The sequence below is a fragment of the Nocardia rosealba genome (assembly GCF_020216065.1).
GTDB lineage: Bacteria > Actinomycetota > Actinomycetes > Mycobacteriales > Mycobacteriaceae > Nocardia > Nocardia rosealba.
In genome coordinates this window covers 410,140-433,237 of record NZ_JAIWNA010000006.1, presented here as the reverse complement: position 1 = coordinate 433,237, position 23,098 = coordinate 410,140, and the positions used below count along the sequence as shown (strand labels likewise).

18 protein-coding genes are annotated in these 23,098 nt (G+C 67.6%); 13 read left to right on the top strand and 5 right to left on the bottom strand.

Annotated elements, in window-relative coordinates; all coding sequences use genetic code 11:
- Positions 1 to 530: 530 nt before the first annotated feature.
- Both LDL21_RS23220 and LDL21_RS23215 read right to left on the bottom strand, forming a co-directional pair.
- Positions 531 to 1,289 (bottom strand): MerR family transcriptional regulator, encoded by a 759-nt coding sequence (locus tag LDL21_RS23220; protein ID WP_225281711.1) that lies wholly within the window; start codon positions 1,287 to 1,289, stop codon positions 531 to 533.
- A gap of 68 nt (positions 1,290 to 1,357) precedes the next feature.
- Positions 1,358 to 2,071 (bottom strand): SDR family NAD(P)-dependent oxidoreductase, encoded by a 714-nt coding sequence (locus LDL21_RS23215; RefSeq protein WP_225281710.1) that lies wholly within the window; start codon positions 2,069 to 2,071, stop codon positions 1,358 to 1,360.
- 106 nt (positions 2,072 to 2,177) lie between these two features.
- Between LDL21_RS23215 and LDL21_RS23210 the strand changes: the two genes are divergently transcribed.
- A complete protein-coding gene (locus LDL21_RS23210; RefSeq protein WP_225281709.1) occupies positions 2,178 to 2,804 on the top strand; it encodes a TetR/AcrR family transcriptional regulator in 627 nt (208 codons plus the stop codon).
- A 23-nt stretch (positions 2,805 to 2,827) separates the two neighbouring features.
- On the opposite strand, the gene LDL21_RS23205 is transcribed toward LDL21_RS23210, so the two are convergent.
- Positions 2,828 to 3,742 (bottom strand): EamA family transporter, encoded by a 915-nt coding sequence (locus LDL21_RS23205; protein ID WP_225281708.1) that lies wholly within the window; start codon positions 3,740 to 3,742, stop codon positions 2,828 to 2,830.
- A 106-nt stretch (positions 3,743 to 3,848) separates the two neighbouring features.
- Here LDL21_RS23205 and LDL21_RS23200 point away from each other — a divergent pair, with 106 nt between their 5' ends.
- Positions 3,849 to 4,349 carry a MarR family winged helix-turn-helix transcriptional regulator gene (locus LDL21_RS23200; protein ID WP_225281707.1) on the top strand — a complete coding sequence of 167 codons (501 nt, stop codon included), beginning with the start codon at positions 3,849 to 3,851 and terminating at the stop codon, positions 4,347 to 4,349.
- A gap of 224 nt (positions 4,350 to 4,573) precedes the next feature.
- On the opposite strand, the gene LDL21_RS23195 is transcribed toward LDL21_RS23200, so the two are convergent.
- Positions 4,574 to 6,187 carry a SpoIID/LytB domain-containing protein gene (locus tag LDL21_RS23195; protein ID WP_225281706.1) on the bottom strand — a complete coding sequence of 538 codons (1,614 nt, stop codon included), beginning with the start codon at positions 6,185 to 6,187 and terminating at the stop codon, positions 4,574 to 4,576.
- A gap of 269 nt (positions 6,188 to 6,456) precedes the next feature.
- On the opposite strand from LDL21_RS23195, the gene LDL21_RS23190 reads away from it, so the two are divergent.
- Positions 6,457 to 8,997 (top strand): N-acetylmuramoyl-L-alanine amidase, encoded by a 2,541-nt coding sequence (locus LDL21_RS23190; RefSeq protein ID WP_308017160.1) that lies wholly within the window; start codon positions 6,457 to 6,459, stop codon positions 8,995 to 8,997.
- Positions 8,998 to 9,126: 129 nt separating this feature from the next.
- On the opposite strand, the gene LDL21_RS23185 is transcribed toward LDL21_RS23190, so the two are convergent.
- Positions 9,127 to 9,963: an HAD family hydrolase gene (locus LDL21_RS23185; RefSeq protein WP_181700242.1), complete on the bottom strand. Its 837-nt coding sequence runs from the start codon at positions 9,961 to 9,963 to the stop codon at positions 9,127 to 9,129.
- A gap of 77 nt (positions 9,964 to 10,040) precedes the next feature.
- Here LDL21_RS23185 and LDL21_RS23180 point away from each other — a divergent pair, with 77 nt between their 5' ends.
- The 10 genes from LDL21_RS23180 (at position 10,041) to LDL21_RS23135 (ending at position 23,080) form a co-directional block, all read left to right on the top strand.
- Positions 10,041 to 11,018, top strand: coding sequence for an ABC transporter permease (locus LDL21_RS23180; protein ID WP_181700240.1), 978 nt, complete (start codon positions 10,041 to 10,043; stop codon positions 11,016 to 11,018).
- On the top strand, positions 11,015 to 11,956 hold the full coding sequence (locus LDL21_RS23175; RefSeq protein WP_181700238.1) for an ABC transporter permease: 942 nt from the start codon (positions 11,015 to 11,017) through the stop codon (positions 11,954 to 11,956). The genes LDL21_RS23180 and LDL21_RS23175 overlap by 4 nt, the downstream gene beginning before the upstream one ends.
- A complete protein-coding gene (locus LDL21_RS23170) occupies positions 11,953 to 13,797 on the top strand; it encodes an ABC transporter ATP-binding protein (RefSeq protein WP_225281704.1) in 1,845 nt (614 codons plus the stop codon). The genes LDL21_RS23175 and LDL21_RS23170 overlap by 4 nt, the downstream gene beginning before the upstream one ends.
- A gap of 16 nt (positions 13,798 to 13,813) precedes the next feature.
- Positions 13,814 to 15,505 (top strand): ABC transporter family substrate-binding protein, encoded by a 1,692-nt coding sequence (locus LDL21_RS23165; protein ID WP_225281703.1) that lies wholly within the window; start codon positions 13,814 to 13,816, stop codon positions 15,503 to 15,505.
- Entirely contained in the window at positions 15,502 to 17,190 is a 1,689-nt protein-coding gene (locus LDL21_RS23160) for an ABC transporter family substrate-binding protein (protein WP_181700232.1), read from the top strand. The genes LDL21_RS23165 and LDL21_RS23160 overlap by 4 nt, the downstream gene beginning before the upstream one ends.
- Positions 17,191 to 17,222: 32 nt before the next feature.
- The gene (locus LDL21_RS23155) at positions 17,223 to 18,893 is read left to right on the top strand and encodes an ABC transporter family substrate-binding protein (protein WP_225281702.1); all 1,671 of its coding nucleotides are present in this window, start codon (positions 17,223 to 17,225) and stop codon (positions 18,891 to 18,893) included.
- Positions 18,890 to 19,657 (top strand): hypothetical protein, encoded by a 768-nt coding sequence (locus tag LDL21_RS23150; protein ID WP_225281701.1) that lies wholly within the window; start codon positions 18,890 to 18,892, stop codon positions 19,655 to 19,657. Before LDL21_RS23155 ends, LDL21_RS23150 begins: the two co-directional genes overlap by 4 nt.
- 281 nt (positions 19,658 to 19,938) lie before the next feature.
- Positions 19,939 to 20,730: a FadR/GntR family transcriptional regulator gene (locus LDL21_RS23145; RefSeq protein WP_225281700.1), complete on the top strand. Its 792-nt coding sequence runs from the start codon at positions 19,939 to 19,941 to the stop codon at positions 20,728 to 20,730.
- Between the two features lie 18 nt (positions 20,731 to 20,748).
- Positions 20,749 to 21,528: a sterol desaturase family protein gene (locus tag LDL21_RS23140; RefSeq protein WP_308017159.1), complete on the top strand. Its 780-nt coding sequence runs from the start codon at positions 20,749 to 20,751 to the stop codon at positions 21,526 to 21,528.
- A gap of 136 nt (positions 21,529 to 21,664) precedes the next feature.
- A complete protein-coding gene (locus LDL21_RS23135; protein WP_225281699.1) occupies positions 21,665 to 23,080 on the top strand; it encodes an MFS transporter in 1,416 nt (471 codons plus the stop codon).
- Positions 23,081 to 23,098: the final 18 nt, after the last annotated feature.

Genomic DNA, 23,098 nt, shown 5'->3' with positions numbered 1-23,098 from the left:
CACCTCGGTGTTTTGTGCACCACAGGGGTATTGGGCTGTGTTTTTGGAGCGCTGGCGCGCTCGAGCGCGGCCCCTGCGGGGCCGCGCGAACCGCGCTCGAGACTCGCGCTTCGCGCATGCGCTTCGAGCGCTGTTCGCGCGGCCGGGCCGCTTCGCCGCTTCGCGGCGTTCCCTCCTCGAGGTCGGGAAGGGGCGGGGTTGGGAGTGCGGTAGGTGGCTCAGCCGAGTAGTTCCGTACGACGTGGAACGCCATAGTGGTCAGGCGGGAGGATGCCGTGGAGTGTGGCGTGTAGCGGCCTACCGTGATCCACCATGCGAACGGCTTCACCAGCAGTCCGCCGCCATGACCGGACTCCCAGCCCCGCACGACCCGACCTCGAGGAGGGTCCGCCGCGAAGCGGCGCAGCGGCCCGGCGCAATCCAAAAAGAGCCGGCTACCCCACCCCGCAACATCCGCACCCAAGGCCGCGCCCGGGCGATATCCACCCGAGCGCGGCCCCGCCACATCCCGTCGTGCTCCGGACCAACCCCTACGCCGGATGCGCGGCGGCGTACGCGCGGAACGCATCCCGGATGTACTCGGCCGTGTTCTCGCCGTGCACGTCGTAGTTCTTCCGGAAACGCGGATCGGCGACGTACATCTCGCCGAGACCGACGAGATATTCGTTGGTCACCGGCCGGCCCTGAGTACCGTCACCGAGCCAGGCACGGTGACGTTCGACGATGGCCTGCACCGTGTCGCCGTCTACGGGAAGCCCTGCGGCGTGGGCCTTTCCGAAGTCGGCCGCGATGTCGAGCTGGGTCTGCAGGAACTGCTGCTTACCTTCTTCGCTCAGCGAACGCCACCAGCGGTCGCCGCTCTCGTAGGCCTCCTTGCCCCAGCGCTGGGTGACTTCTTCCTTGTACTGGGTGTGGTCGAAACCGTCGAAAACCTCTGCGGCCATGAGCGGTTCACCTCTTTCCGTCTTGTGCAATGTGGTCGACACCGAGTCGATCTGCCGGGCGATCCGATCCTGTTGCTGCCGAAGCAGTTCCAGGTGGGTGCGCAGCGCGTCGGTGGTGTTCTGTTCACCGGCGAGAACCTCGGCGATCACCGGAAGGCCGAGCCCGAGTTCGCGCAGCAGCAGAATGCGCTGCAGGCGGACCAGGGAGTTCTGGTCGTAGTAGCGGTAGCCATTGGCGCCGATCCGGCTCGGCTCCAGCAGCCCGAGCTGCCCGTAATGGCGCAGCGTGCGGCTGGTGGTGCCCGCGGCTTTCGCGAGGTCCTGAATGGACCATTCACCCGCCATGACCAGCTCCTTTCCCGTCGATGAGACCAGTCTGCAAGTTGACGCTACGTCAAGGTCAACCTCTAAAGTCAGAACCCGATCTCGACCTCGACGGTGTCGCGTTCGGTGTACATCCGCCAGTACTCGGCGCCGAGTTCGGCGTTGCCGATGCGCGGCAGCACCATCCCGGCGGGGATCAGCTCGGGATGCGCGTCGACCTCGTGCTGCACCGCACTGTTCTCGATGAGCGAGCCGATGGCGAGCAGTCCGGCGTAGACGCCGGTGCCGTCGAGTTCGGCGGCCAACTGCCGGACATAGGCCCGCTGCGCGCCGAGCGCTACTCCCATATTGGCCAGGTAGGGCTGTAGGTGCGCCTCGGACGCGCCGGAGGAGAACAGGAGCGCGCCGCGCCCGCGACCGAGCATGCCGGGCAGGAGTTCGCGGCTGAGCTGGATCGACGAGTACACCTTGAGCGCGAACGGCAGCTCCAGCGCGGCCCGGTCGACCTCGCGGGTCGACGCGCTGCGCACCGATATCCCGGCGGCGGCCGCGTGCACCGCTACTTCGATCGGCCCCAGCTTCTCCTCGACCCGCGTGATCACCTCGGCCAGCTGGGCAGGATCGGTGATGTCGGCGGTGAAGGGCTCGGCATCGATACCGGCCGCACGCAACCCCGCCACTCGCTCGGCGGCCGCGTCGGGGTCTCGCCCGACAGCCGCGACCCGAAAGCCGTTGCGCCCGAATGCCTGTGCCGTTCCGGCACCGAGGCCTGGTCCATATCCGAAGATCGCGAGTGTGCTCATCCGACTACCTCACTAAGTTGAGCGTTGGTTCAAGTTATCGGCAAACTAGCATCAACTTGAACCAGGGCTCAAGATATTTCGGCGGGTCGATTTGTAGGATCGGCGAATGCCCGAGGACAAGCCGTTGCGCAGCGACGCCAAGCGCAATCGCGACGCCCTGGTCACCGCGGCCCGCGAACTCTTCGAGGAACGCGGGCTCGACGCGCCGCTCAAGGACATCGCCGCGCGAGCCGGTGTCGCGATCGGCACCCTCTACAACCGCTTTCCCACCCGCGACGACCTCATCGCCGCCGCCGTCGACGACCGGCTCGGTGCGGGCACCCGCATCGCCGAGGAGGCGCTGGACATCGACGATGCGTGGGAATCGTTCGTCTTCCTGGTCGAGAACATCTGCGCGCTGCACGCGAACGACCGCATCCTCGGCGAACTGGCCCTGCGCGCTCCGCCGAGCCCGGCGCTGGAGCGGGCCAGGGCGCACGGGCACGACCTGATGCGCCGGATCGTGACCCGCGCGCAGGAAGCCGGTGCGCTGCGCGCGGACTGGATACTCGAGGACATCGCCTTCATCACCTGGTCCCACACCAGCGTTGTCGCCGCGACCGCGCACGTCGCCCCCGACCTCTGGCGCCGCAATCTCGCCCTCATCCTGGACGGTCTGCGCGCGAAAGCCGCGCACCCCCTGCCGGTTCCGGCCCTCACCGAGGACCAGTTGATGCAGGCGATGCGCGGCTGACGTCGCAGATCCCGCAGGTGGTTCTATCGACCGGCGACGACCGGTTCCCGCGGCACACTCGCAGCGGGCCCGGTCTTTGCCGGGATCTGCCCGAGGACGGTGCCGGCCAAGGCGATGACGAGGCCGAGGACCTGTAGCGGGGCCAGCGCCTCGCTCAGCGCGATCCAGCCGATCACCGCCGCGGTGACGGGGCTGAGCAGGCCGAGGAACGAGACCGAGGTGGCCGACACCCGGGCGATGCCGCGGAACCACAGCCAGTAGGCCAGCGCTGTGCCGATGACGCCGATGTAGAGGTAACCGCCGACGGCTTCGGCGTCGAGGGCGGGCGGGGCGCCTTCTACGAACAGGGCGAGCGGGGTGATGAGCAGGCCCGCCGCGGTGAGCTGCCAGCCGGTGACGGTGAGTGGACCGACGCCGGTCGGGTGGCCCCATTTCTTGGCGAGCACCGTGCCCGCGCCCAGGGAGGCAGCGGCTGCGAGACCCGCGAGTACGCCGACGGTGTCGAGCTCGACAGTGCCGCGCAGGACGACGAGGCCGACCCCGAAAACACCGATCAGACCGGCGAGAACCCTACGGCGAGTGGGGGTTTCGGCCAGCAGGACGGCGGCGAAACCGAGCGCGAACATGGGTGCGATCGCGGCGAGCACGCCCGCTACACCGCCGGGGAGCCGGTAGGCGGCGAGAAACAGCAGAGGGAAGAAGACGCCCATGTTGAGCGTGCCGAGCACGGCTGCGCGGCCGATCCAGATGCCGCGCGGGAGGGTGCGGGTGATGGCGAGCAGGACGAGACCCACGGGCAGCGCCCGCATGAGGGCGGTGAACAGCGGCCGGTCGGGCGGGAGGAATTCGGTGGTGACGGCGTAGGTGGAGCCCCAGGCGATGGGGGTGAGGGCGGTGAGGGCGAGGGTGCGCGCGTCGCCGTGGGTTGCGGTCGTCATGTTCGCTCCTGATTGATAATCTCAACGTTGAAATATCTACTCCCCTGGCGATGCCTCAGCGTCAAGTAGATGAATGTTGAGATATTCAACGGAGAGAGGAACTCGCATGTCCGATGCCGTGGACTCGATCGTCGAACACTGGAATCGCGAACGCCCCGACGTCGACGTGTCGCCGATGGCGGTGATCGGCCGCATCACCCGCCTCGGCCGCCTCTTCGACCAGGAACTGCGCACGTTTTTCGCCCAGCACGACCTGGAACGCTGGGAATTCGACGTGCTCGCCACTTTGCGCCGCTCCGGCGGCACCCAGGGCCTCACCGCGGGCGCCCTCAACCGCGCCGCCATGGTCACCTCCGGCGCGATCACCAATCGCATCGACCGACTCGCCGCGAAAGACCTGGTCCGCCGCGTCCCCTGCGCCGACGACCGCCGCTCGATCTTCGTCCAGCTCACCGACAAGGGCACCGAACTGGTCGACCGTCTCCTGCCCCTCCACGTAGCCAACGAGCAACGCCTCCTCGCCTGCCTCACCCCCGAAGACCGCGACAACCTCGTCGACCTGCTGCGCACGCTGTCGATCGGCCTGGGCGACACGTCGATCAGCTGACGGGCCCTGAGCAGGGGAAATACCACTTCGGCGCCCCGACCGGCGCTCGCCCCATACGCAACGAATCTGGACACACGATCACCACGCTCTGGCGGCGGAAGCTACTCGGCCGATGCCGCCACCAGAGCGTGGTGATCAAACATTCAACTGGTTCCCGAGCCGTCGGACGGGGATAGCACCCTCGCCGCGACCTGGACGCACGTCGTGTGGACGCCTGGCGTGCGCTATTCGGTGGGGACCGCGTTCGGCTGCAGCGGTGGCGGGACGGCACCCGGGTCCGGTTCGAGGATCTGTTCCGGCGCGAAGTTCGGGTCGACCCCGCTGCTCATCTCCGGCCCGGGGGCGGCGTCGGTCCCGCTCGCGTCCGGTGTGGCCGCAGCATTCGGATCGGTGCTGACGCCTGGGCCTGTCGCAGCACCCGGACCTGTTGCGGCGCCCGGGTCTGTCGCGGCGTTCGGGTCAGGCGCGGCGTTCGGGTCGGGCGCCGGACCGACATCGGCGAGGTCGGGCAGCTGGGGTGCGCCCTCGACAAGTGGGTCACCCTGCGCCCCACCGGGTTTCGGTCGTGATCCGGCTGACCCGGGAACCTGGTCACCGACCTCGGGCACCAACTGGAGCAGCGTGGAGAAGTCGACCACTTGGGCGCCGAGGGTTTTCGTCGCCACGATGACGCCGTTGGTGTACAGGCGGTAGGTGCCCGCGCGTTGGGGCAGCATCATCTCCGGGCCGATGGGGGCGCCGATCGAACTGCCGGGACCACCGAGGCGGCGGTATTCGGTGTCGATCACCGACTCCCCCGCGAGTGCTTCGATGGTCGGGCCGGGGTCGGCGGGGAGCTCGGGAAGTGCTGGGATGGGCAGGGATTCGACGAGGTCGCCGGGGGCCGGGCCGACGGCGAAGGTTTCGATGTCGGCGGGTCGGCCGCCGTCGGGAGCGGCGGAGTACTCCGAGCGCAGGATCAGGCCGTCGCGCAGCAGCACCGTACCGACGGTGGCGGCGACGGCGTCGGTGGTTCGCGCGTCTTCCTTGACTGTGCCCGGGTAGACCTGGCAGTCGGTGGTGTCGCAGGTCTGCGCGTACGGGTAGCGGTCTTCGGCGAGGGCGTAGGAGCGGGCGGCGATGGCCTGTGCGCGCAGCGCTTCGAACGCGCCCTGATCGGCCCAGTTGGCCTGCATTTCGGCGGGCAGGACGCCGGCGAGATAGTCCTCGATATCGACCTGGTTCACGGTTCGATACGAGCCGTTCTCCAGTGCGACGCCGAGCGCGCCGCGATAGGCGGTGCCGCCGCAGAGAGTGAGATGTTCGTCGGCGGGGCGGCCGGGCCCGGCACCGATCGGGTAGACATACGGGTCGTCGGTTGCGCTCTGCCACAACACTTCTCCGTCGCAGCCCGCGGTCACCACCACGCTGGCGCCACCGTCTGGCATGGGGGTGAGGTGGGCGGCTTCGCCGGGTCCGATCATCCGGCCCGCGACCTGCGCGCCCGCGGCGGCATAGGTGTCGAGGGTGGCGTCGTCCTGGGCTTGCAGGCGTACACCGATGGTGGTTGCTCCGATTTGGCCGAGTTCCGCCCCGGGGTAGTAGTGGCCGAGGATCTCCTCGGCGTTCCAGCCCGCGCGAGCGTTGTCGAAGGCGCCGACCTGACTCATGCCGCGACCGTGCCCGGCCCCGACTGTCGGCTCGACGTCCGGCAGCAGTTGCCACAGCCCGAGTGCCCCCGTGAGCACGAGCGCCGTACCGCCCACCAGCACCGGAAGTGGTGGCGTCGCGAGTATCGGAACCGCACGGCGGCGGGTGCCGCGACGGGTCTTGCGGGCGATCGAGGTATCCGCTCTCATCCTGCGCTCCCACGGTTCGGGGGTTCTACCGGCGGAGCTCGCGTCGGCATGTCGTCCGCGCCGAGCGGGTTCCGAGGGCTACATTCGAGCAATCACATAACTCTCGAGTTGAGGTTTAGATGTGTGACGTATGTTAACTAGTGTGGTGTGTGAGGCAAGAGGAAGCAAGCATCACTTGCCGGTGATCTGCCGCTAGGGATGACACTGCTCGACCCTGATTGGAGAGGCACGTGCGATACCGAAAGCCGAAACGTTCCTACGTGCTACCGGTGGTCACGACCCTCGCGGTCGCCGCGCCGATCGGCGCGTTCGCGCTCAGCGATTCGACCGATTACCGCAGCGCGAACAATTCCCAGTTCGCGGCGGTGCAGCCGGAGCTGTCGGAGGTCGCGCTCACGTCGGTCCCCGACATCACGATCCCGCTGCGCGATCTGACCGGCCTCGACCTGCCCGACCTGCACCTGTCGGATCTGCGCATGCTCGGGCTGCCGTCGTCGATCCCGATCCCGCCCGGAATCCCCGCGCCGCCGGGCGTGGCGCTGCCCACGGAGATCCCCCTCCCCCAGCTCCCGACCAAGGCTCCGACGACGCCGACCAAGCAGGCCGCCCCGTCCGCCGCCCCCGGCGCGGCGCCCGCGCCCGGACGGCCCCCGGCGCCGACCACGGCAGTCCCGACCGCTCCCCCGGCCGCCGCGCCACCAGCAGCTCCCGCACCGGCACCCGGCGCGCCCGCGCCTGCCGCGCCACCTGCCGCCGCGCCCGCACCTGCCGCGCCACCCGCCGCGGCGCCGGCACCAGCCGCGCCACCCGCCGCCGCGCCCGCACCTGCCGCGCCACCCGCCGCAGCGCCGGCACCAGCCGCCCCCGTAGCTCCGCAGGGCCAAGCGCCCGCCCCAGCCGAATCAGCTCCGGCGCCGGCCGCGCCGAATGGCCAGGCACCGGCAACCCCCGCCCAGGCACCGGGCGCCCCGCAAGACCAAGCCGCGCCAGCTCCGCAGGCCCAGGTTCCGGCGGCCCGAAAGCTCCCCGCCGGAGCGAAATTCATCGCCGACCCGGAAAACCTGGAACCCGGCACCACCCCCGACACCCCGGCTCTCGCGCCGGGCGCGGTCGACCCGGCACTCGTCGACGAGGTCGGCGCCCAGGTCAAGGAACTCACCCAGGAGACGCCGTTCAGCATGGTCGCGCTCACCGCGCGCGACCTGGTCAACACCACGACCAAGCTGCGCGCCCGCCAACCCGACGGCAGCTGGGGCCCCTGGTACAACGCCGATCCGATCGACACACGCGCCACCGATCAGACCCCGGCCGACGCACCGACCGGCACCGAACCGATCTACGTCGGCGAGACGACCGCCGTGCAGATGCTGGTGACCCGCAAGCCCACCGCGGGCCCGGATCACGACCCGGCGCACCTCACCGAGGCCGCGCTCAAGGCGGTGCTGATCAATCCGGGCCGGGCGGCGATCGATGCCGCGCTCAACGATGTGGCAGCGGCCCTGCCGGGCGGTGGTCCCAAGGTCATCACCCGCGCGCAGTGGGGTGCCGACGAGTCGATCCGCTGCCAGGAACCCACCTACGACGACGGCATCGGCGGCGTCACCGTGCATCACACGGCGGGCCGCAACGACTACAGCCGCGCCGAGTCGGCGGGCATCGTCCGCGCGATCTACGCCTATCACGCCGAGACGCTCGGCTGGTGCGACATGGGCTACAACGCCCTCGTCGATCAGTACGGACAGATCTTCGAGGGTCGCTACGGTGGCCTCGACCGGGACGTGCAGGGCGCGCACGCGGGCGGATTCAACGAGAACACCGCCGGTGTGGCGCTGATGGGCAACTACGAGAACGAGCAGCCGAGCAACGAGGCGATCACCGCGATCGGCCGTTTCATCGGCTGGCGCACCGGTATCGCCGGTCTCGATCCCGAGGGCGAGACCGTGATGTACTCCGAGGGCACCGAGTTCACCCCGTACGCCCAGGACGAGGCGGTGGAGTTGCCGGTGGTGTTCGCGCACCGCGACGTGGGCAACACCGACTGCCCCGGCGACGCCGCCTACGCCATGATGGACCGCATTCGCGCCATCGCCGCAGGCAATTCGGTCACCAACGACGCGTCGAGCAACCCGCACCGTCCGCCGAGCAATCAGGCCCGAGCTCCGCAGGGCAACATGGCCGAGCTGGGCGCGCTGGTGGACAAGTTCCTCGGTCTGTCGAGTGAGAACCCGATCGCCAAGCACTGGGTGAGCCGCGGTGGTGCCGACGGCCCGCTCGGCGCGCCGCAGGCGGATCTGCTCGCGGGTGCGGGTGGGCGTCAGTACGCGAAGTTCGCGAACGGGTTCGTGTACTCGGGCGAGAACGGTCAGGTGTTCGAGGTGGTCGGCGCGATTCTCGACCGCTACCTGAGCCTGGGTGCCGACGCGGGCGTGCTCGGCCCGCCGACGGGCAGTTCGTACCTGGTCCCGGACGGTCTGCGCACGGACTTCCAGAACGGTTCGCTGGTGCTCAACGAGCTCACCGGCATCGTCACCACCTTCTGGAAGACCTACAACGACACCTACGAGCAGGAGATGAACGGCAGCAAGCCGGAACAGGCGCCGCCGACCACCGCGCCGACGCTCGGCCTGACGGTCCCGGCCGAAGCCGGCGCGCCGGAAGCCGCCGCACCGACCGGCCCGCTGTCGTCGACCACAGCGCCACCCGCGGGTTCACCGGCGCCCGCCGGTCCGCAGGCACCGGCCGTACAGCAGGCCCCTGAACAGGGCGTTCCAGCACAATCGGCGCCCGCCGAGCCTGCCCCCGTCGGCTGATATCGCAGCAACGACAGAGCCGGTGCACTCCTTCGGGAGGGCACCGGCTCTTCGTCATCAGCCCGGAAAATTCACCGGTTCGGTCCCTGGGAGCATCGAGGCCGAGCGCCGACAGCGCGACGGATGCGCCTACGTCCACCACCGCTCGAGCACCATCGCCACCCCGTCGTCCACATTCGTCCCGGTCACCTCGTCGGCCGCCGCCCGCGCCTCGGGATGCGCGTTCCCCATCGCCACCCCGTGCCCGGCCATCGTCAGCATCGGCACGTCGTTGGGCATGTCCCCGAACGCGACGATCTCGTCCTCGCGCACGCTCATCCGCCGCGCCACCTCGGCCAGCCCGGACGCCTTGGTCACTCCTGGCACGGCGAGTTCGATCAGCCCGTGCTCGGTGGAGTAGGTGATCTCGGCGCGGTCGCCGATCAGCGGGGCGAGCGCCGCGCGCATCTCGGAACTGCGGGCCGTGCTGAGCCGGATCAGCATCTTGATGGCCGGTGCGTCGATCACCTCGGCATGCGAGACGACGGTGTCGTCGGGATTGAGCCAGGCGTGTTCATATGTCGGCGAGCTGACGAACTGCGGCGTCGCCGCGTCGTGCGCGCTCACCCCCACCCGTTCGGCGGCGAGCCCGCATCCGGGTAACGCGCGTTCGGCGATCTCGGCGAGCCAACCGAGGGTCTCGGTGTCGAGGGTGTGGCTGGCGAGCACGCGGTCGGTGGCGCTGTCGTAGACGACGGCCCCGTTTCCGCAGATGGCAAGCGGTGCGTAGCCGAGTTCGCTGACCACCGGGTCGATCCAGCGGGGCGGCCTGCCGGTGGCGAGCACGAAGGTGGCGCCGTCGGCGAGGACAGCGCCGACGGCGGCCTTGGTGCGTGGCGAAATCCGGTCGGCGTCGTCGATGAGGGTGCCGTCGACGTCGGTGGCGACCAGCTTCGGTTTCGGGTGCGTGCTCGTCATCGTTTCCATCCTGCCGCACGTCGGCACGCGGCGACGCGTGACTGTCCTTATGATCAGGGCTTGATTACCCGATCCAGAGGGGACTGATGACCGGCTTCTTGGTGCGGCGCGCGCTGAACTACCTCGTGCTCCTGTTGCTGGCTTCGTTTCTGACGTTCAGCCTCGCCTCGCTCACCTTCCGTCCGCTCGACAGTCTCGAGCAGCGCAATCCGCGCCCACCGCAGTCGGTGATCGACGCCAAGGCCGAGCAGCTGCATCTCGACGAGCCGATCCCACAGCGCTATCTCACCTGGCTCGGTGGTGTGGCGCAAGGTGATTTCGGGACGACGCTGGCCGGGCAGCCGGTGAGCGAGGAGCTCGGCAGACGGGTCGCGGTGAGTCTGCGGCTGTTGATCCTCGGTTCGATCATCGGCACCGTCCTCGGTGTGCTGATCGGTGCGGCGGGGGCGATCAGGCAGTACAAATTCAGCGACTATTTCTCGACGGTGTTGTCGCTGCTGATCTTGTCCACACCGATCTTCCTATTGGCGACCTTGCTGAAATACGGTGCGCTGGAGATCAATACGCTCACCGGCAGCCAGATCTTCCTCTATACGGGTGAAACATCGGCCACCGAGATCACCGGTCTGTGGAACCAGATCGTCGACCGCGTACAGCATCTCGTGCTGCCGACCTTGGCGCTCGCACTCGGCGGCATGGCCGGGTACAGCCGCTATCAGCGCAACGCCATGCTCGATGTCCTGCAGAGCGATTTCATCCGGACCGCGAGAGCCAAAGGCCTGACCCGTAATCGGGCGCTCTACAAACACGGCCTGCGCACCGCATTGATCCCGATGGCCACGATTTTCGCCTACAGTCTCGGCGGTCTCATCACCGGCGCCACCTTCACCGAGAAGATCTTCGGCTGGCACGGTGTGGGTGAGTGGCTGGTCGATTCGATCAATGCCCAGGATCTGTACGTGGTGGTCACCGTGACCGCGTTCGCCGGGCTGGTGGTGCTCGTGTCGGGCCTGCTGTCCGATATCGTTCTCGCCCTGCTCGACCCGAGGGTGCGTGTGTCATGACCGAGACCGAACTGATCGTCGTCGGCGCGCCGGAGGTGGCGGCGGCCGGTCGCCGCAAATTGGTGTGGCGGCGTTTCCTGCGCAACAAGCCGGCCGTTGCCGGTGCGGTGATCCTGGTGCTGCTGCTGATCGCCAGTTTCGCGCTCCCGCCGCTGTTGCCCTGGGACTACCAGCAGATGGACTACAAGGCGCTGATGAAGCCGCCGAGCCTCGAGCACCCGTTCGGCACCACCCAGATCGGGCAGGACGTGCTCGCCCAAACCCTGCGTGGCCTGCAGAAATCGCTCGTCATCGGGTTCTGTGTCGCCCTGTTCTCCAGCGTGATCGCCGCGGCCGCCGGTGCGGTGGCCGGACTGCTCGGCGGCTGGACCGACCGGGCCATCATGTGGCTGGTCGACCTGCTGCTCGTGGTGCCCAGCTTCATCATCATCGCGCTGTTCGCTCCGCGCACCAAGGGTTCCGGGTCGATCGCGATCCTGATCGTGCTGCTCAGCGTGTTCGGCTGGATGATCGCCGCACGCATCATCCGTGGCCTCACCCTGAGCCTGCGTGATCGCGAATTCGTCCGTGCCGCACGGTATATGGGCGCACCGACGCGCAAGATCATCGTGAGCCACATCGTGCCGAACATCGCCTCGATCCTCATCATCGACACCACCCTCGCCGTCGGCGCGGCGATCATGGCCGAAACCGGTTTGAGCTTCCTCGGTTTCGGTGTGCAGCCGCCCGATGTGTCGCTGGGTTCGCTGATCGCCGCGGGCACCAAGTCGGCGCTCACCTATCCGTGGTTGTTCCTGTTCGCCGGTGGGCTGCTCATCACGATCGTGTTGTGCGCCAACCTCGTCGGCGACGGTCTGCGTGACGCGTTCGACCCCGGTGCCCGTGGTGCGCGCAAGTGGCGCAAGGACAGCGCCGAGCGTAAGGACGAGAAGCGATGACCAATTCGACCGCACCGCTGCTGGAAGTCACCGATCTGCGCGTGTCGTTCCCCGGCGAGGAGGGCCGCGTCGAGGCGGTGCGCGGGGTGAACTACACCGTGTCCGACGGTGAGGTCCTCGCGATCGTCGGCGAGTCCGGTTCCGGTAAGTCGGTGTCCTCGCTCGCGGTGATCGGGTTGCTGCCCGAGCAGGCGCGGGTGCAGGGTTCGGTGCGGTTGCGCGGCCGCGAACTGCTCGGCTTGGGCGACAAGCAGATGTCGAAGCTGCGTGGTTCCTCGATCAGCATGGTGTTCCAGGACCCGCTCTCGGCGCTCACGCCGGTGTACCGGGTGGGCGATCAGGTGGCCGAGGCGCTGCTCGCGCACGGCAAGATGAACCGCAAGGAAGCCGGCGAAAAGGCTGTCGAGCTGCTCGAACTCGTCGGTATCCCCGACGCGCGGGTGCGCTCACGCGCCTTCCCGCACGAGTTCTCCGGCGGTATGCGTCAGCGGGTGGTGATCGCGATGGCCATCGCCAACGATCCCGCCCTCATCATCTGCGACGAGCCGACCACCGCGCTCGACGTCACCGTGCAGGCGCAGATCCTCGACCTGCTGCGCAAGGCGCGCGACATCACCGGTGCCGGCGTCATCATGATCACCCACGACATGGGTATCGCGGCGACGCTCGCCGACCGGGTCGCGGTGATGTACGCCGGAAAGGTCGTCGAAACCGCCCCGGTGACAGAACTTTTCGCGGGTCCACGCATGCCGTACACGGTCGGCCTGCTCGGTTCCATCCCCCGTATGGACGGCCCCGCCCGCACCCCGCTGATCCCGATCGTCGGCGCCCCGCCCGCCATGCACGCGCTGCCGCCGGGGTGCTCGTTCGCGCCGCGCTGCCCCGTCTCGATCGACGACTGCACCGCCGCCGAACCCCCGCTCGAGCGGGTGAGCCCCGGCCATTCGGCGGCCTGCATCCGCACCGCCGAACTCGGCACACCGGAACTGTTCGACGCCTACCGCGCCGACATCGCGGCCCAACCGCATCCCGACCGCACCGACGACGACGTGGTCCTGCGGGTCACCGACCTGGTGAAAACCTTCCCGCTCACCTCGGGTGTGCTGTTGCGGCGGCGCACCGGCGAGGTGCGGGCCGTCGACGGGATCAGTTTCAGTGTGCGCGCGGGCCGCACCCTGGCGCTGGTCGGCGAGTCCGGTTCCGGTAAGTCGACGACGCTCACCCAGATCATGGATCTGCTTCGGCCCCAATCGGGTTCGATCGAGGTGCTCGGCCACGATGTCGCCACCCTCACCAAGGCGCAGACCCGGGAGATCCGGCGCAAGATGCAGATCGTCTTCCAGGACCCGAGCGCCTCGCTCGACCCGCGCCTGCCGATCTTCGACGTACTCGCCGAGCCCTTGCGCATCGACGGCCGTTCCCGCGACGAGGTGAACAAGCGGGTGCCGGAGTTGTTGCGGCAGGTCGGGTTGCGGCCCGAGCACGCCGACCGGTACCCGTCGGATTTCTCCGGCGGGCAGAAGCAGCGCATCAGCATCGCGCGGGCGCTCGCGCTCGATCCGTCCTTGCTCGTCCTGGACGAACCGGTGTCGTCGCTGGACGTGTCGATTCAGGCCGGTGTGCTGAATCTGCTGCGCGATCTGCAGGCCGAACGGGGGTTGTCGTATCTGTTCGTGTCGCACGACCTGTCGGTGGTGCGCAATCTCGCCCACGACATCGCGGTGATGTTGCGCGGCAAGATCGTCGAATCCGGTCCGGCGGAGCAGATTTTCGCGAATCCTCAGCACGAGTACACCCGCTCGCTGATCGCGGCCGTGCCCGAACCCGCCGTGAGCGGCTGACCTTGGAGGAGACGCCATGAGAACCCGACGCCTACGCACGCACGGTGCCCGGCTGCGCTGTGCGGCCGTGGTGGTGGCCGCCGGGATGATCGTGGCGGGCTGCGGCGCCGGTGACGACGCGGCCGACGGGTACACCGGCGCGATCGGCAGCTCCATCGACATCAATCCCACCGACGTCGGGGAACTGCGCGAGGGCGGGAATCTGCGCCTGGCCGTCACCTCGTATCCGGCGAACTGGAACACGCTGTCCAACGACGGCAACGACGGGGAGATCGGCGAGATCGTGCGCGCCATGTTGCCGCGCGCGTTCGAAGTGGACGCGTCGGGCCAGCTGACGGTCGACACCGACTTCTTCACCGGCGTGGAGTTGACCAGCACCGATCCGATGCGGGTGACGTACACGATCAACCCCGCGGCGGTGTGGTCCGACGGTACGCCCATCACCTGGGAGGACATCGCCGCCCAGGCCAACGCGCTGAGCGGGCGCGACAAGCGGTACCTGATCGCGATCACCAACGGTTTCGAATTCGTCGAGAAGGTGGAGCGCGGCGTCGACGACCGGCAGGCCGTGCTCACCTTCAACACCCCCTACGCCGACTGGCGCGGACAGTTCGCGGGCAACACCACCCTCTACCCGAAGTCGGTGACCAGCACGCCCGAGGCGTTCAACACCAGCCTCGCCGATGCGATGGGTGTGTCGGCCGGACCGTTCATCGTCACCGGAACCGATCGGGGCCAGGGCCGGATCACGCTGGGCCGCAACCCCCGCTGGTGGGGTGACAAGCCGGTGCTCGACACCATCACCTACTCGGTGCTCCACCATTCGTCGTGGGTGCAGGCATTGCAGAACAACGAACTCGACCTGGTCCGGCTGACCACCCTCGAAGATGTGCAGACCGTGCGCGGCACCGAAGGACTCGTCGTGCGCCGCGCACCGGGTAACCGCTGGCGCCACATCACCTTCAACGGTGCACCCGGCTCGATCCTGGCCGATCAGGGTGTCCGCGTGGCTATTTCGAAGGCTATCGACCGTCAGCACATCGTCACCGCCCTGCAAAGCGGTCTCGTCGAACAGCCGACCCCGTTGAACAACCACATCTTCCTGCAGGGCCAAAAGGGTTACCAGGACAACAGTCTCGGCTTCGACCCCGACGCCGCCGCCCGCGAACTCGACGCCCTCGGCTGGAAACTCAACGGCGACGTGCGCGAGAAGGACGGCCGCAAACTCGTCATCCGCGACGTGATGTACAACGACCCGACCTGGGTGCAGATCGCCCAGATCATCCAGCAGAACCTGGCCGTGATCGGCGTCGGCCTCACCATCGACACCAAACCGGGCGCGGGCTATTTCACCGATGTCATCCAGCCCGGCGACTTCGACGCCGCCCAATTCATCTTCCAGGGCGACCCGTTCCCCCTGAGCAGCATCCGCCAGATCTACTACTACGACCCCAACGACCTGCAGGGCAACTACGGCCGCATCGGCTCCCCCGAACTCAATGCGCTCATCGAACGCACCCTCACCGAACTCGACCCGGAAAAGTCCATCGAACTCGCCAACCAAGTCGACCGCAAAGTCTTCGAAGAAGGCCATTCCCTGCCACTCATGCAAACCGACGGCAGCGTCGGCGCCCGCTCGACGCTGGCCAATATCGGTTCACCGGGGCTGGCCACCTACGACTACACGAAGATCGGATTCCTGAAATGACCACAGCTACCTATGGTTCCCGGCTGCGTCGCGCCGGATTTCGTGTCGCCGCACCAGTGGCGGCGCTGACGCTGCTGCTCGGTGGTTGTGGTTCCGGTCCCGAGCTGGAGACCGGGTCGAGTTCGATCACGGCGATGAACGACATCAACCCCAAGGAACGCGACGAATTGCGGGACGGCGGCAATCTCCGCCTGCCGCTCACCGGTTTCCCGCCCACCTTCAATGCCAATCACATCGACGGCGACAGCGAGGTGAGCGATGTGGTCGGGTGGACTCTGCCCGGCACCATCAATGCCGACGCGGCAGGCAACATCACGGTGGACCACAACTATTTCACCGACGTGCAGCTCACCAACACCGAGCCGCAGCAGGTGACGTACACGATCAATCCGAAGGCGGTGTGGTCGGACGGTTCGCCCATCACCTGGGAGGATCTGAAGTCGCAGGCACATGCTTTGAGTGGTCGCGATCTCGGTTATCAGGTGTCGGCGACGCAGGGCTACGACCGCGTCGAGAAGGTCGAGCGCGGCGTCGACGACCGGCAGGCGGTCGTCACCTACGCCAAGCACTACGCCGAATGGCAGGGCCTGTTCAATCCGCTGTACCCGAAGCAGAGCACCGCAACGCCCCAGGCCTTCGACGACATGTACCGCAACGAAATGCCGCTGTCGGCGGGGCCGTTCATGGTGACCGGGATCGACCGCGCGCAGCAGCGCATCACCTTGAACCGCAACCCGAAATGGTGGGGTGACACCCCGAAGCTCGACACGGTCACCTACAGCGTTCTCGACTATTCGGCACGTCTGAACGCTCTGCAGAACAACGAACTCGACGCTGCGACGGTTTCGGGCATCGATGAAGTGAAGACCGCGAGCAATTCCCCCGGCATCAAGGTGCGCCGCGCCCCCGCGCCGCGATTCTCGCACTTCACCTTCAACGGCGCGCCCGGTTCCATCCTGGCCGACCCGAAGCTGCGCGTCGCGATCTCCAAGGGCATCGACCGCCAGGCCATCGCCACCGCCACCCAGAACGGCGTTGTCACCGACCCGAAGCCGCTGAACAACCACATCTACCTCGACGGCCAGAAAGGCTACGAGGACAACGCGCAGTCGGTGTCCTACGACCCCGCCGAAGCGGCACGCATGCTCGACGAACTCGGCTGGAAACTCAATGGTGACGTCCGCGAGAAGGACGGCCGCAAGCTCGAGATCCGCGATGTGATGTACCAGCAGGACAGCTGGGTGCAGATGGCCCAGATCGCGCAGCAGAACCTGGCCCAGATCGGCGTGAAACTGCACATCGAGACCTACCCGGGCAACGGCCTGTTCACCGATGTCATCGACCCGGGCAATTTCGATATCGCGCAGTTCACCTGGTCCAAGAGCATTTTCCCGCTCGGTGCGCTCCCGCAGATCTACGCCTACAACCCGGAAAACCCGCTCAGCAACAAGGGCCGCATCGGCTCGCCCGAGCTGAACGCCCTGATCGAGGAGATCATCTCCGAGCTCGACCCGGAGAAGGCGATCGAAATGGCCAACAAGGCCGACCGGATCATCTTCGAATCCGGTTTCTCCCTGCCCATCGTGCAGTCGGCGGGCACGGTCGCGGTGCGCGAAACCCTCGCCAATTACGGTGCCTCGGGCTTGGCTTCCTACGACTACACCAAGGTCGGCTTCGTCAAGTGACCTCGGCCCGCTTACGGAAAGGGCGCAACCCCATGCGAATTCGCTCGCTCGGTACCCGATTCGCGGTGCCATGTGTGGCAATCGGCCTGATCCTGTCCGGGTGTTCGGGCGACACCGGCGGTTCGTCCGGCACCAACCTCATCGGCAGCAGCAACGACATCAACGCCCACGATGTGGCCGACCTGCGCGACGGCGGCAATCTGCGGCTGGTGCTCTCCGCGCTGCCGGAGACGTTCAACTACTTGCAGGTCGACGGGACCACCGACAACACCGGCGATGTGATCGAGCCGCTGCTGCCTTCGGCGTACACCAGCAATGCCGCGGGCGAATTGTCCATCAACCACGACTATTTCACCGACATCCAGCTCACCGGTACCAACCCGCAACAGGTGACCTACACGATCAATCCGAAGGCCGTGTGGTCCGACGGGACGCCGATCACCTGGGAGGATCTGCGCTCGCAAGCGGCGGCGCTCAGTGGCCGTGACCCGGCGTATCTGATCTCGGCGACCAGCGGATTCGAGCGTGTGGAGAAGGTGGAGCGCGGTGTCGACGATCGGCAGGCCGTCGTCACCTTCTCGCAGCCGTATGCCGAATGGCAGGGCCAGTTCATTCCGCTGTATCAGAAGGCGAGTACCGAATCGGCCGCGGCGTTCAACGACCGTGACCGCAACGGTCTCGTTGTGAGCGCGGGGCCGTTCCAGATCAGCTCGATCGACCGCACGCAGAACCGGATCGTCCTGTCACGCAATCCTGCCTGGTGGGGCGCGACACCCAAACTCGACACGATCACCTTCAGCGTGCTCGACAGTTCCGCTTGGCTGCCCGCCATCCAGAACAACGAACTCGACGTCGCCTACATGTCCGGCATCGAGAATGTCACCGGCGCCAAGCAGGCGGCAGGCGTGGTGCTGCGGCGCACGCCGGAACCGAGCTGGTCGCACATCACGTTCAACGGCGCGCCCGGTTCACTGCTCGAGGACCCGCAGTTGCGGATCGCGCTGTCCAAGGCGATCGACCGGCAGGGCATCGTCAATGCCGCGCAGAACGGTGTGGTCGACGATCCGAAGCCGCTGAACAACCACATCTACATGCAGGGCCAGAAGGGGTACCAGGACAACTCCGGACCCATCTCCTTCGACCCGACCGCGGCGGCGAAGATGCTCGACGACCTCGGCTGGAAACTCAACGGTGAGGTCCGAGAGAAGGACGGGCGCAAGCTCGAACTCCGCGATGTGATGTATCAGCAGGACGGCTGGGTGCAGACCGCGCAGATCGTGCAGCAGAACCTGGCACAGATCGGCGTGAAGCTGAACATCCAGACGGTGCCGGGCGCAGGGCTTTTCAAGGACGTCATCGACCCGGGCAATTTCGAACTGGCCCAGTTCAGCTGGGGCGGAAGCGTGCTGCCGCTCGGCGCGTTGCCGCAGATCTACGCCTACGACCCGAACAACCTGAAGTCCAACAAGGCCCGGATCGGGTCGCCGGAGCTGAACGCGCTCATCGAACGCACGATCTCCGAACTCGATCCCGACAAGGCGCGCGAACTCGCCAACGAATGCGACAAGCTGATCTTCGCCTCCGGCTATTCGATTCCGCTGCAACAGGCTTCGGGCACCTATGCCGTGCGGGAGAACCTCGCCAACTACGGAGCGTTCGGGCTCGCGTCACCCGACTACACCAAGGTCGGCTTCCTGAAGTGAGCCTGCGCGCCCTCACCTATCCACTGGCGGTCACGTGCGGCACCCTCGTCGTCATCGCGGCGTGGGTGCCGTTCGCCGACCTGGATCAGGTGAGTGCGCTGGCGGTGGTGGCGTTGGGGGTGCTCGGGTACACCGGCTATCAGATGGCGCTGGCGTTCGGGGTTCTGCCGAGTGGGGCGGCGACCCGACTGGCTGAGATCGGCCGGGGCGAGGTCGCGGCGCCGCTGGATGAGACCGGTGGGAGTGGGATCGCCGGGCACCGGAGTGAGTCGGGCGGTGTTGCACCGAATCGCCGGGAAGCGGTTGGGCGGCCGGGTGGCCGCGGGATCGCGGCGGGGCGGCGGGTTCGGCAGCAGCATCGGCTGGTGAGCCGGTCGTTCCTGGAGATCAGCGTGGGTGAGCGCACGGTGTGGCAGCCGGTGTTCTACGAATCGGCGCTGTCCACCCTCACTCCCACCGACCTGGACATCACCCCGCGGTCGATTTCCGCGGGCTCGACCCGCTTCTTCCCCTCCGGCCGGGCACGCTCCACCGAACCGCCGGGGAAACTCGTCGACAACCCCACCCGTCCCGCTGACCCACCCGCCTTCACCCCGACCCGCCGCCTGATCCTCGACGCCCAATCCACGGTCGCCGCCCCTTTCGCCGGCCTCCTCTGGGTCTACGTCATGAACGGCGGCCTCCCCGCCTTCATCGGCGCCACCACCGTCGCCGCCGCCACCGCCACCTGGCTCTCCACCATCCGAGGATCCGACCCCAGCTGAACGGTTGATCACCACGCTGTGGTGGCGGCATCGGCCGAGTAGCTTCCGCCACCAGAGCGTGGTGATCGCGCGTCCCCGATTCGTTGAGCGTGGGGCGAGGACCGGTTGGGCGCTGCGACAGTCGCGGCTGGGGTCGCCTTCGAACCGCTATCTCCCAAGCCTGCGCCGAAGCGGGATTTTGCCTGCTCAGACTGATAGCCCTCCCGTCCGAGGTTTCGTACTCCGGTCGCGGACTGGTCTTACCACTTGACCAGCTGGCCAGACGAGCGCATGCTTGGGTTATGGCGTGGACTCCTGTTGTGAAGCGGTCGGTATCCGGGGACGTGTTCGAGCAGATTGCCGAGCAGGTGCTGGGTGGGGAGCTGGCGGTGGGGAGTTCGTTGCCGAGTGAGCGGCAGCTGGCCGAGGCGCTGGGGGTTTCGCGGCCTGCGGTGCGGGAGGCGTTGCAGCGGTTGGCGGCGGCTGGTTTGATCTCGGTGCGGCAGGGGGAAGCGACGACTGTGCTGGATTATCGGCGCAGTTCAGGGCTGGAGGTGTTGCCACGGCTGTTGCTTCGGGGGGAATCGATCGATCCGGCGGTCGCGCGGAGCATTCTCGAGGCGCGGTTGCACAACGGGCCCAAGATCGCCGAGCTCGCCGCGCGCCGGGTGCGCAGGGAGGCCGCTCGCGGGGGCGGCACGACCCTGTCGGTCGAGGCCGCAGCGGCGCCCATCGCGGAACCGGAATCGGCGGTGGACAACGAGCTGACACTCCTGCACGACTCGGTCGAAAGGCTTGTCGCCGAGTCGGATCCACTCACCCAGCAGCGGATCGCGCTCGAATTCTGGGATCACGTGCTCGATCTCGCCGACTCGATCGCGTTCCGGCTGATGTATTCCATGCTGCGCGCCGCCTACGAACCCGCGTTGGCCGCGCTCGCGCCGATCATGTCCGCCGAGGTGGGCAATGGGGGCGCGTATCGAGACCTGGCCGCCGCGATCGACGCGGGCGAGCCGGAACGGGCCGCCGAACGTGCTCGGGCACTGCTCGAGCCGGCGACCACCGCTCTCATCCATGCCCTCGACGGGGCATGATCCACCCGAGGAAGCACCATGACTACTGACCGTTCGACAACGTCGTCGCACGAAACCACCACCGGCACAGGCGAGAAGGCTCCCGAACGGACCGGCGCAGGCTCCGCCGAGCATGCGCATCGCACGAAGCGAAGCGAATCCGCAGGCAGCTCGGGCCGAATTCGCCGCAGCGTGTCCCTGGGCGCGGCGGCGCGAGAATTCCTTCGGCATCCGTCGCCGTGGATGATCGGCGCGGTATTGATCACCGCTTTGGTCGCACGCGTCCTGGTCGGGGATTGGCAGCTCACCGACGCACTGGTGCCGATCCTTATCCTGGCGGCATTCCCGCTGATCGAATGGGTCGTCCACGTCACCGTGCTGCATTGGCGACCAAGGCACTTCGGCCCGGTGACCCTCGACAGCGAGCTGGCCCGCAAACACCGCGCGCACCACGTCGACCCCCGTGACGTGCCACTGATCTTCATCCCACCGAAGTCGTTGCTGCTCACCATCGTCGCCCTGGTGGCGATCGCACTGCTCGCGTTCCCGCGCCTCGGCCTCGGCCTCACCTTCCTGCTCACCATCACCGTCCTCGGCCTGCTCTACGAGTGGACGCACTACCTGATCCACACCGACTACAAGCCGAAACATGCCGCGTATCGGGCGATTTGGCGCAATCATCGCCATCACCACTACAAGAACGAGCACTACTGGTTCACGGTCACCACCACCGGCACGGCCGATCGACTGCTCGGCACCGCGCCGGACCCGGCAACCACGCCGACCTCACCGACCGCCCGAAACCTGCACGCCCACTGACCCTCCCTCCCAACGCCCGGCCCGCACCCGCGAGCCGGGCGTTTGTCGTTCGAGCGAATCCACTCTTGACACCTTTATACCCTAGGGGGGTAAGGTACCGTCCACGAGACGCACTCCGCTCGAAAGGACGAAAGTCGTGACTACGCAATCGCAATCCACCCGCAGATGGTGGGCGCTGGCGGTGATCGCCGCCGCGCAATTCATCGTCATCATGGACACCTCGATCATCGGGATCGCGCTGCCCAAGATGCAGGCCGAACTCGGCTTCACCCCCGGGAACCTCACCTGGGTCTTCAATGCCTACGTGATCGCCTTCGGCGGTCTGCTCCTGCTCGGCGGCCGGCTGTCGGACCTGTTCGGCGCCCGGCGGGTGTTCGGGGCGGGCTGGCTGGTGCTGGCCGTCGGCTCGGTGATCGCCGGTGCCGCGGGTTCGGTCGGTGTCGAGCTGGCCGGTCGGGCGATCCAAGGAGCCGGTTCGGCGCTGATCGCACCGTCGGCGCTCACGCTGCTGATGATGTTGTTCGGCGGTACGCCACAGGAACTCACCAAGGCACTCGCGGTGTATGGCGCGGCCGCGCCGGCAGGCGGTACGGCGGGCGTGTTCCTGGGTGGCGTCATCACCGAATATGTGAGCTGGCCTTGGGTTTTCTACATCAATATCCCGATCGCCGTGCTCGCGCTGATCGCGGTTCCGCTGTTGATGCCCGCCGCGCCCGCCCGTAAGGGATCCATCGACCTCGCCGGATCCGTCACTGTGACAGCCGGTTTGGCCGCCGCCGTGTACGCCATCGTGCAGGCGCCGGAGGTCGGCTGGGCATCCGGGCAGACCTGGGGCGTGCTCGCCGTCGCCGCCGCCTTGCTCGCCGGTTTCGTCGCCATCCAGTCGCGCCGCTCGGAACCGCTGATGCGGCTGAGCATCTTCCGCGCACCGAACCTGGCCGCCGCCAACTTCGCCCAGTTCGCGCTGGCCGCCGCGTGGGTGCCGATGTGGTTCTTCCTCAACCTGTACCTACAGCAGGTTCTCGGCTACAGCGCGTTCCCCTCGGGCGCGGCGCTGCTGCCGATGACGACGCTCATCATGCTCGGCATGGTCGTGCTCGCCCCGAAGGCGATGCAGCGGTTCGGTGCCAAGCCGATGATCGTGACCGGCCTGGTGGTGCTCGGTCTCGGCCTGGGCATCATGTCGCTGGTTCGCCCCACCGGCAACTTCTGGGTCGACGTGCTGCCGGCCTCGCTGGTGGCCGCGGGCGGTATGTCGCTGGCGTTCATCCCCTCGCTCGGCACTGCCATCTCGGCGGCGCGGCCGGAGGAAGGCGGGCTCGCCTCGGGCATCGTCAATGTCAGCTACCAGGTGGGTTCGGCGCTCGGCCTGGCCGCGATGACGGCGGTGGCGGCCGCGTTCGGCGCGGGTGAACTGGGCGATCCGACGGCACTCACCGACGGCTACTCCGCAGCCTTCCTCGGCGCGGGCCTGCTGGCCCTGGCCGGCGCGGGCATCGCGGCGGCGACCCTGCGCAGCCCCGCCGAGGACAAGTCCCCCGCCCAGGTTTGACAACCTACCCTAGGGGGG

Coding starts and splice junctions, on each gene's coding strand:
- LDL21_RS23220 (WP_225281711.1), bottom strand. CDS start 1,289: ATGGCGGGTGAATGGTCCATTCAGGACCTCGCGAAAGCCGCGGGCACC.
- LDL21_RS23215 (WP_225281710.1), bottom strand. CDS start 2,071: ATGAGCACACTCGCGATCTTCGGATATGGACCAGGCCTCGGTGCCGGA.
- LDL21_RS23210 (WP_225281709.1), top strand. CDS start 2,178: ATGCCCGAGGACAAGCCGTTGCGCAGCGACGCCAAGCGCAATCGCGAC.
- LDL21_RS23205 (WP_225281708.1), bottom strand. CDS start 3,742: ATGACGACCGCAACCCACGGCGACGCGCGCACCCTCGCCCTCACCGCC.
- LDL21_RS23200 (WP_225281707.1), top strand. CDS start 3,849: ATGTCCGATGCCGTGGACTCGATCGTCGAACACTGGAATCGCGAACGC.
- LDL21_RS23195 (WP_225281706.1), bottom strand. CDS start 6,187: ATGAGAGCGGATACCTCGATCGCCCGCAAGACCCGTCGCGGCACCCGC.
- LDL21_RS23185 (WP_181700242.1), bottom strand. CDS start 9,963: ATGGAAACGATGACGAGCACGCACCCGAAACCGAAGCTGGTCGCCACC.
- LDL21_RS23180 (WP_181700240.1), top strand. CDS start 10,041: ATGACCGGCTTCTTGGTGCGGCGCGCGCTGAACTACCTCGTGCTCCTG.
- LDL21_RS23175 (WP_181700238.1), top strand. CDS start 11,015: ATGACCGAGACCGAACTGATCGTCGTCGGCGCGCCGGAGGTGGCGGCG.
- LDL21_RS23170 (WP_225281704.1), top strand. CDS start 11,953: ATGACCAATTCGACCGCACCGCTGCTGGAAGTCACCGATCTGCGCGTG.
- LDL21_RS23165 (WP_225281703.1), top strand. CDS start 13,814: ATGAGAACCCGACGCCTACGCACGCACGGTGCCCGGCTGCGCTGTGCG.
- LDL21_RS23160 (WP_181700232.1), top strand. CDS start 15,502: ATGACCACAGCTACCTATGGTTCCCGGCTGCGTCGCGCCGGATTTCGT.
- LDL21_RS23155 (WP_225281702.1), top strand. CDS start 17,223: ATGCGAATTCGCTCGCTCGGTACCCGATTCGCGGTGCCATGTGTGGCA.
- LDL21_RS23145 (WP_225281700.1), top strand. CDS start 19,939: ATGGCGTGGACTCCTGTTGTGAAGCGGTCGGTATCCGGGGACGTGTTC.
- LDL21_RS23140 (WP_308017159.1), top strand. CDS start 20,749: ATGACTACTGACCGTTCGACAACGTCGTCGCACGAAACCACCACCGGC.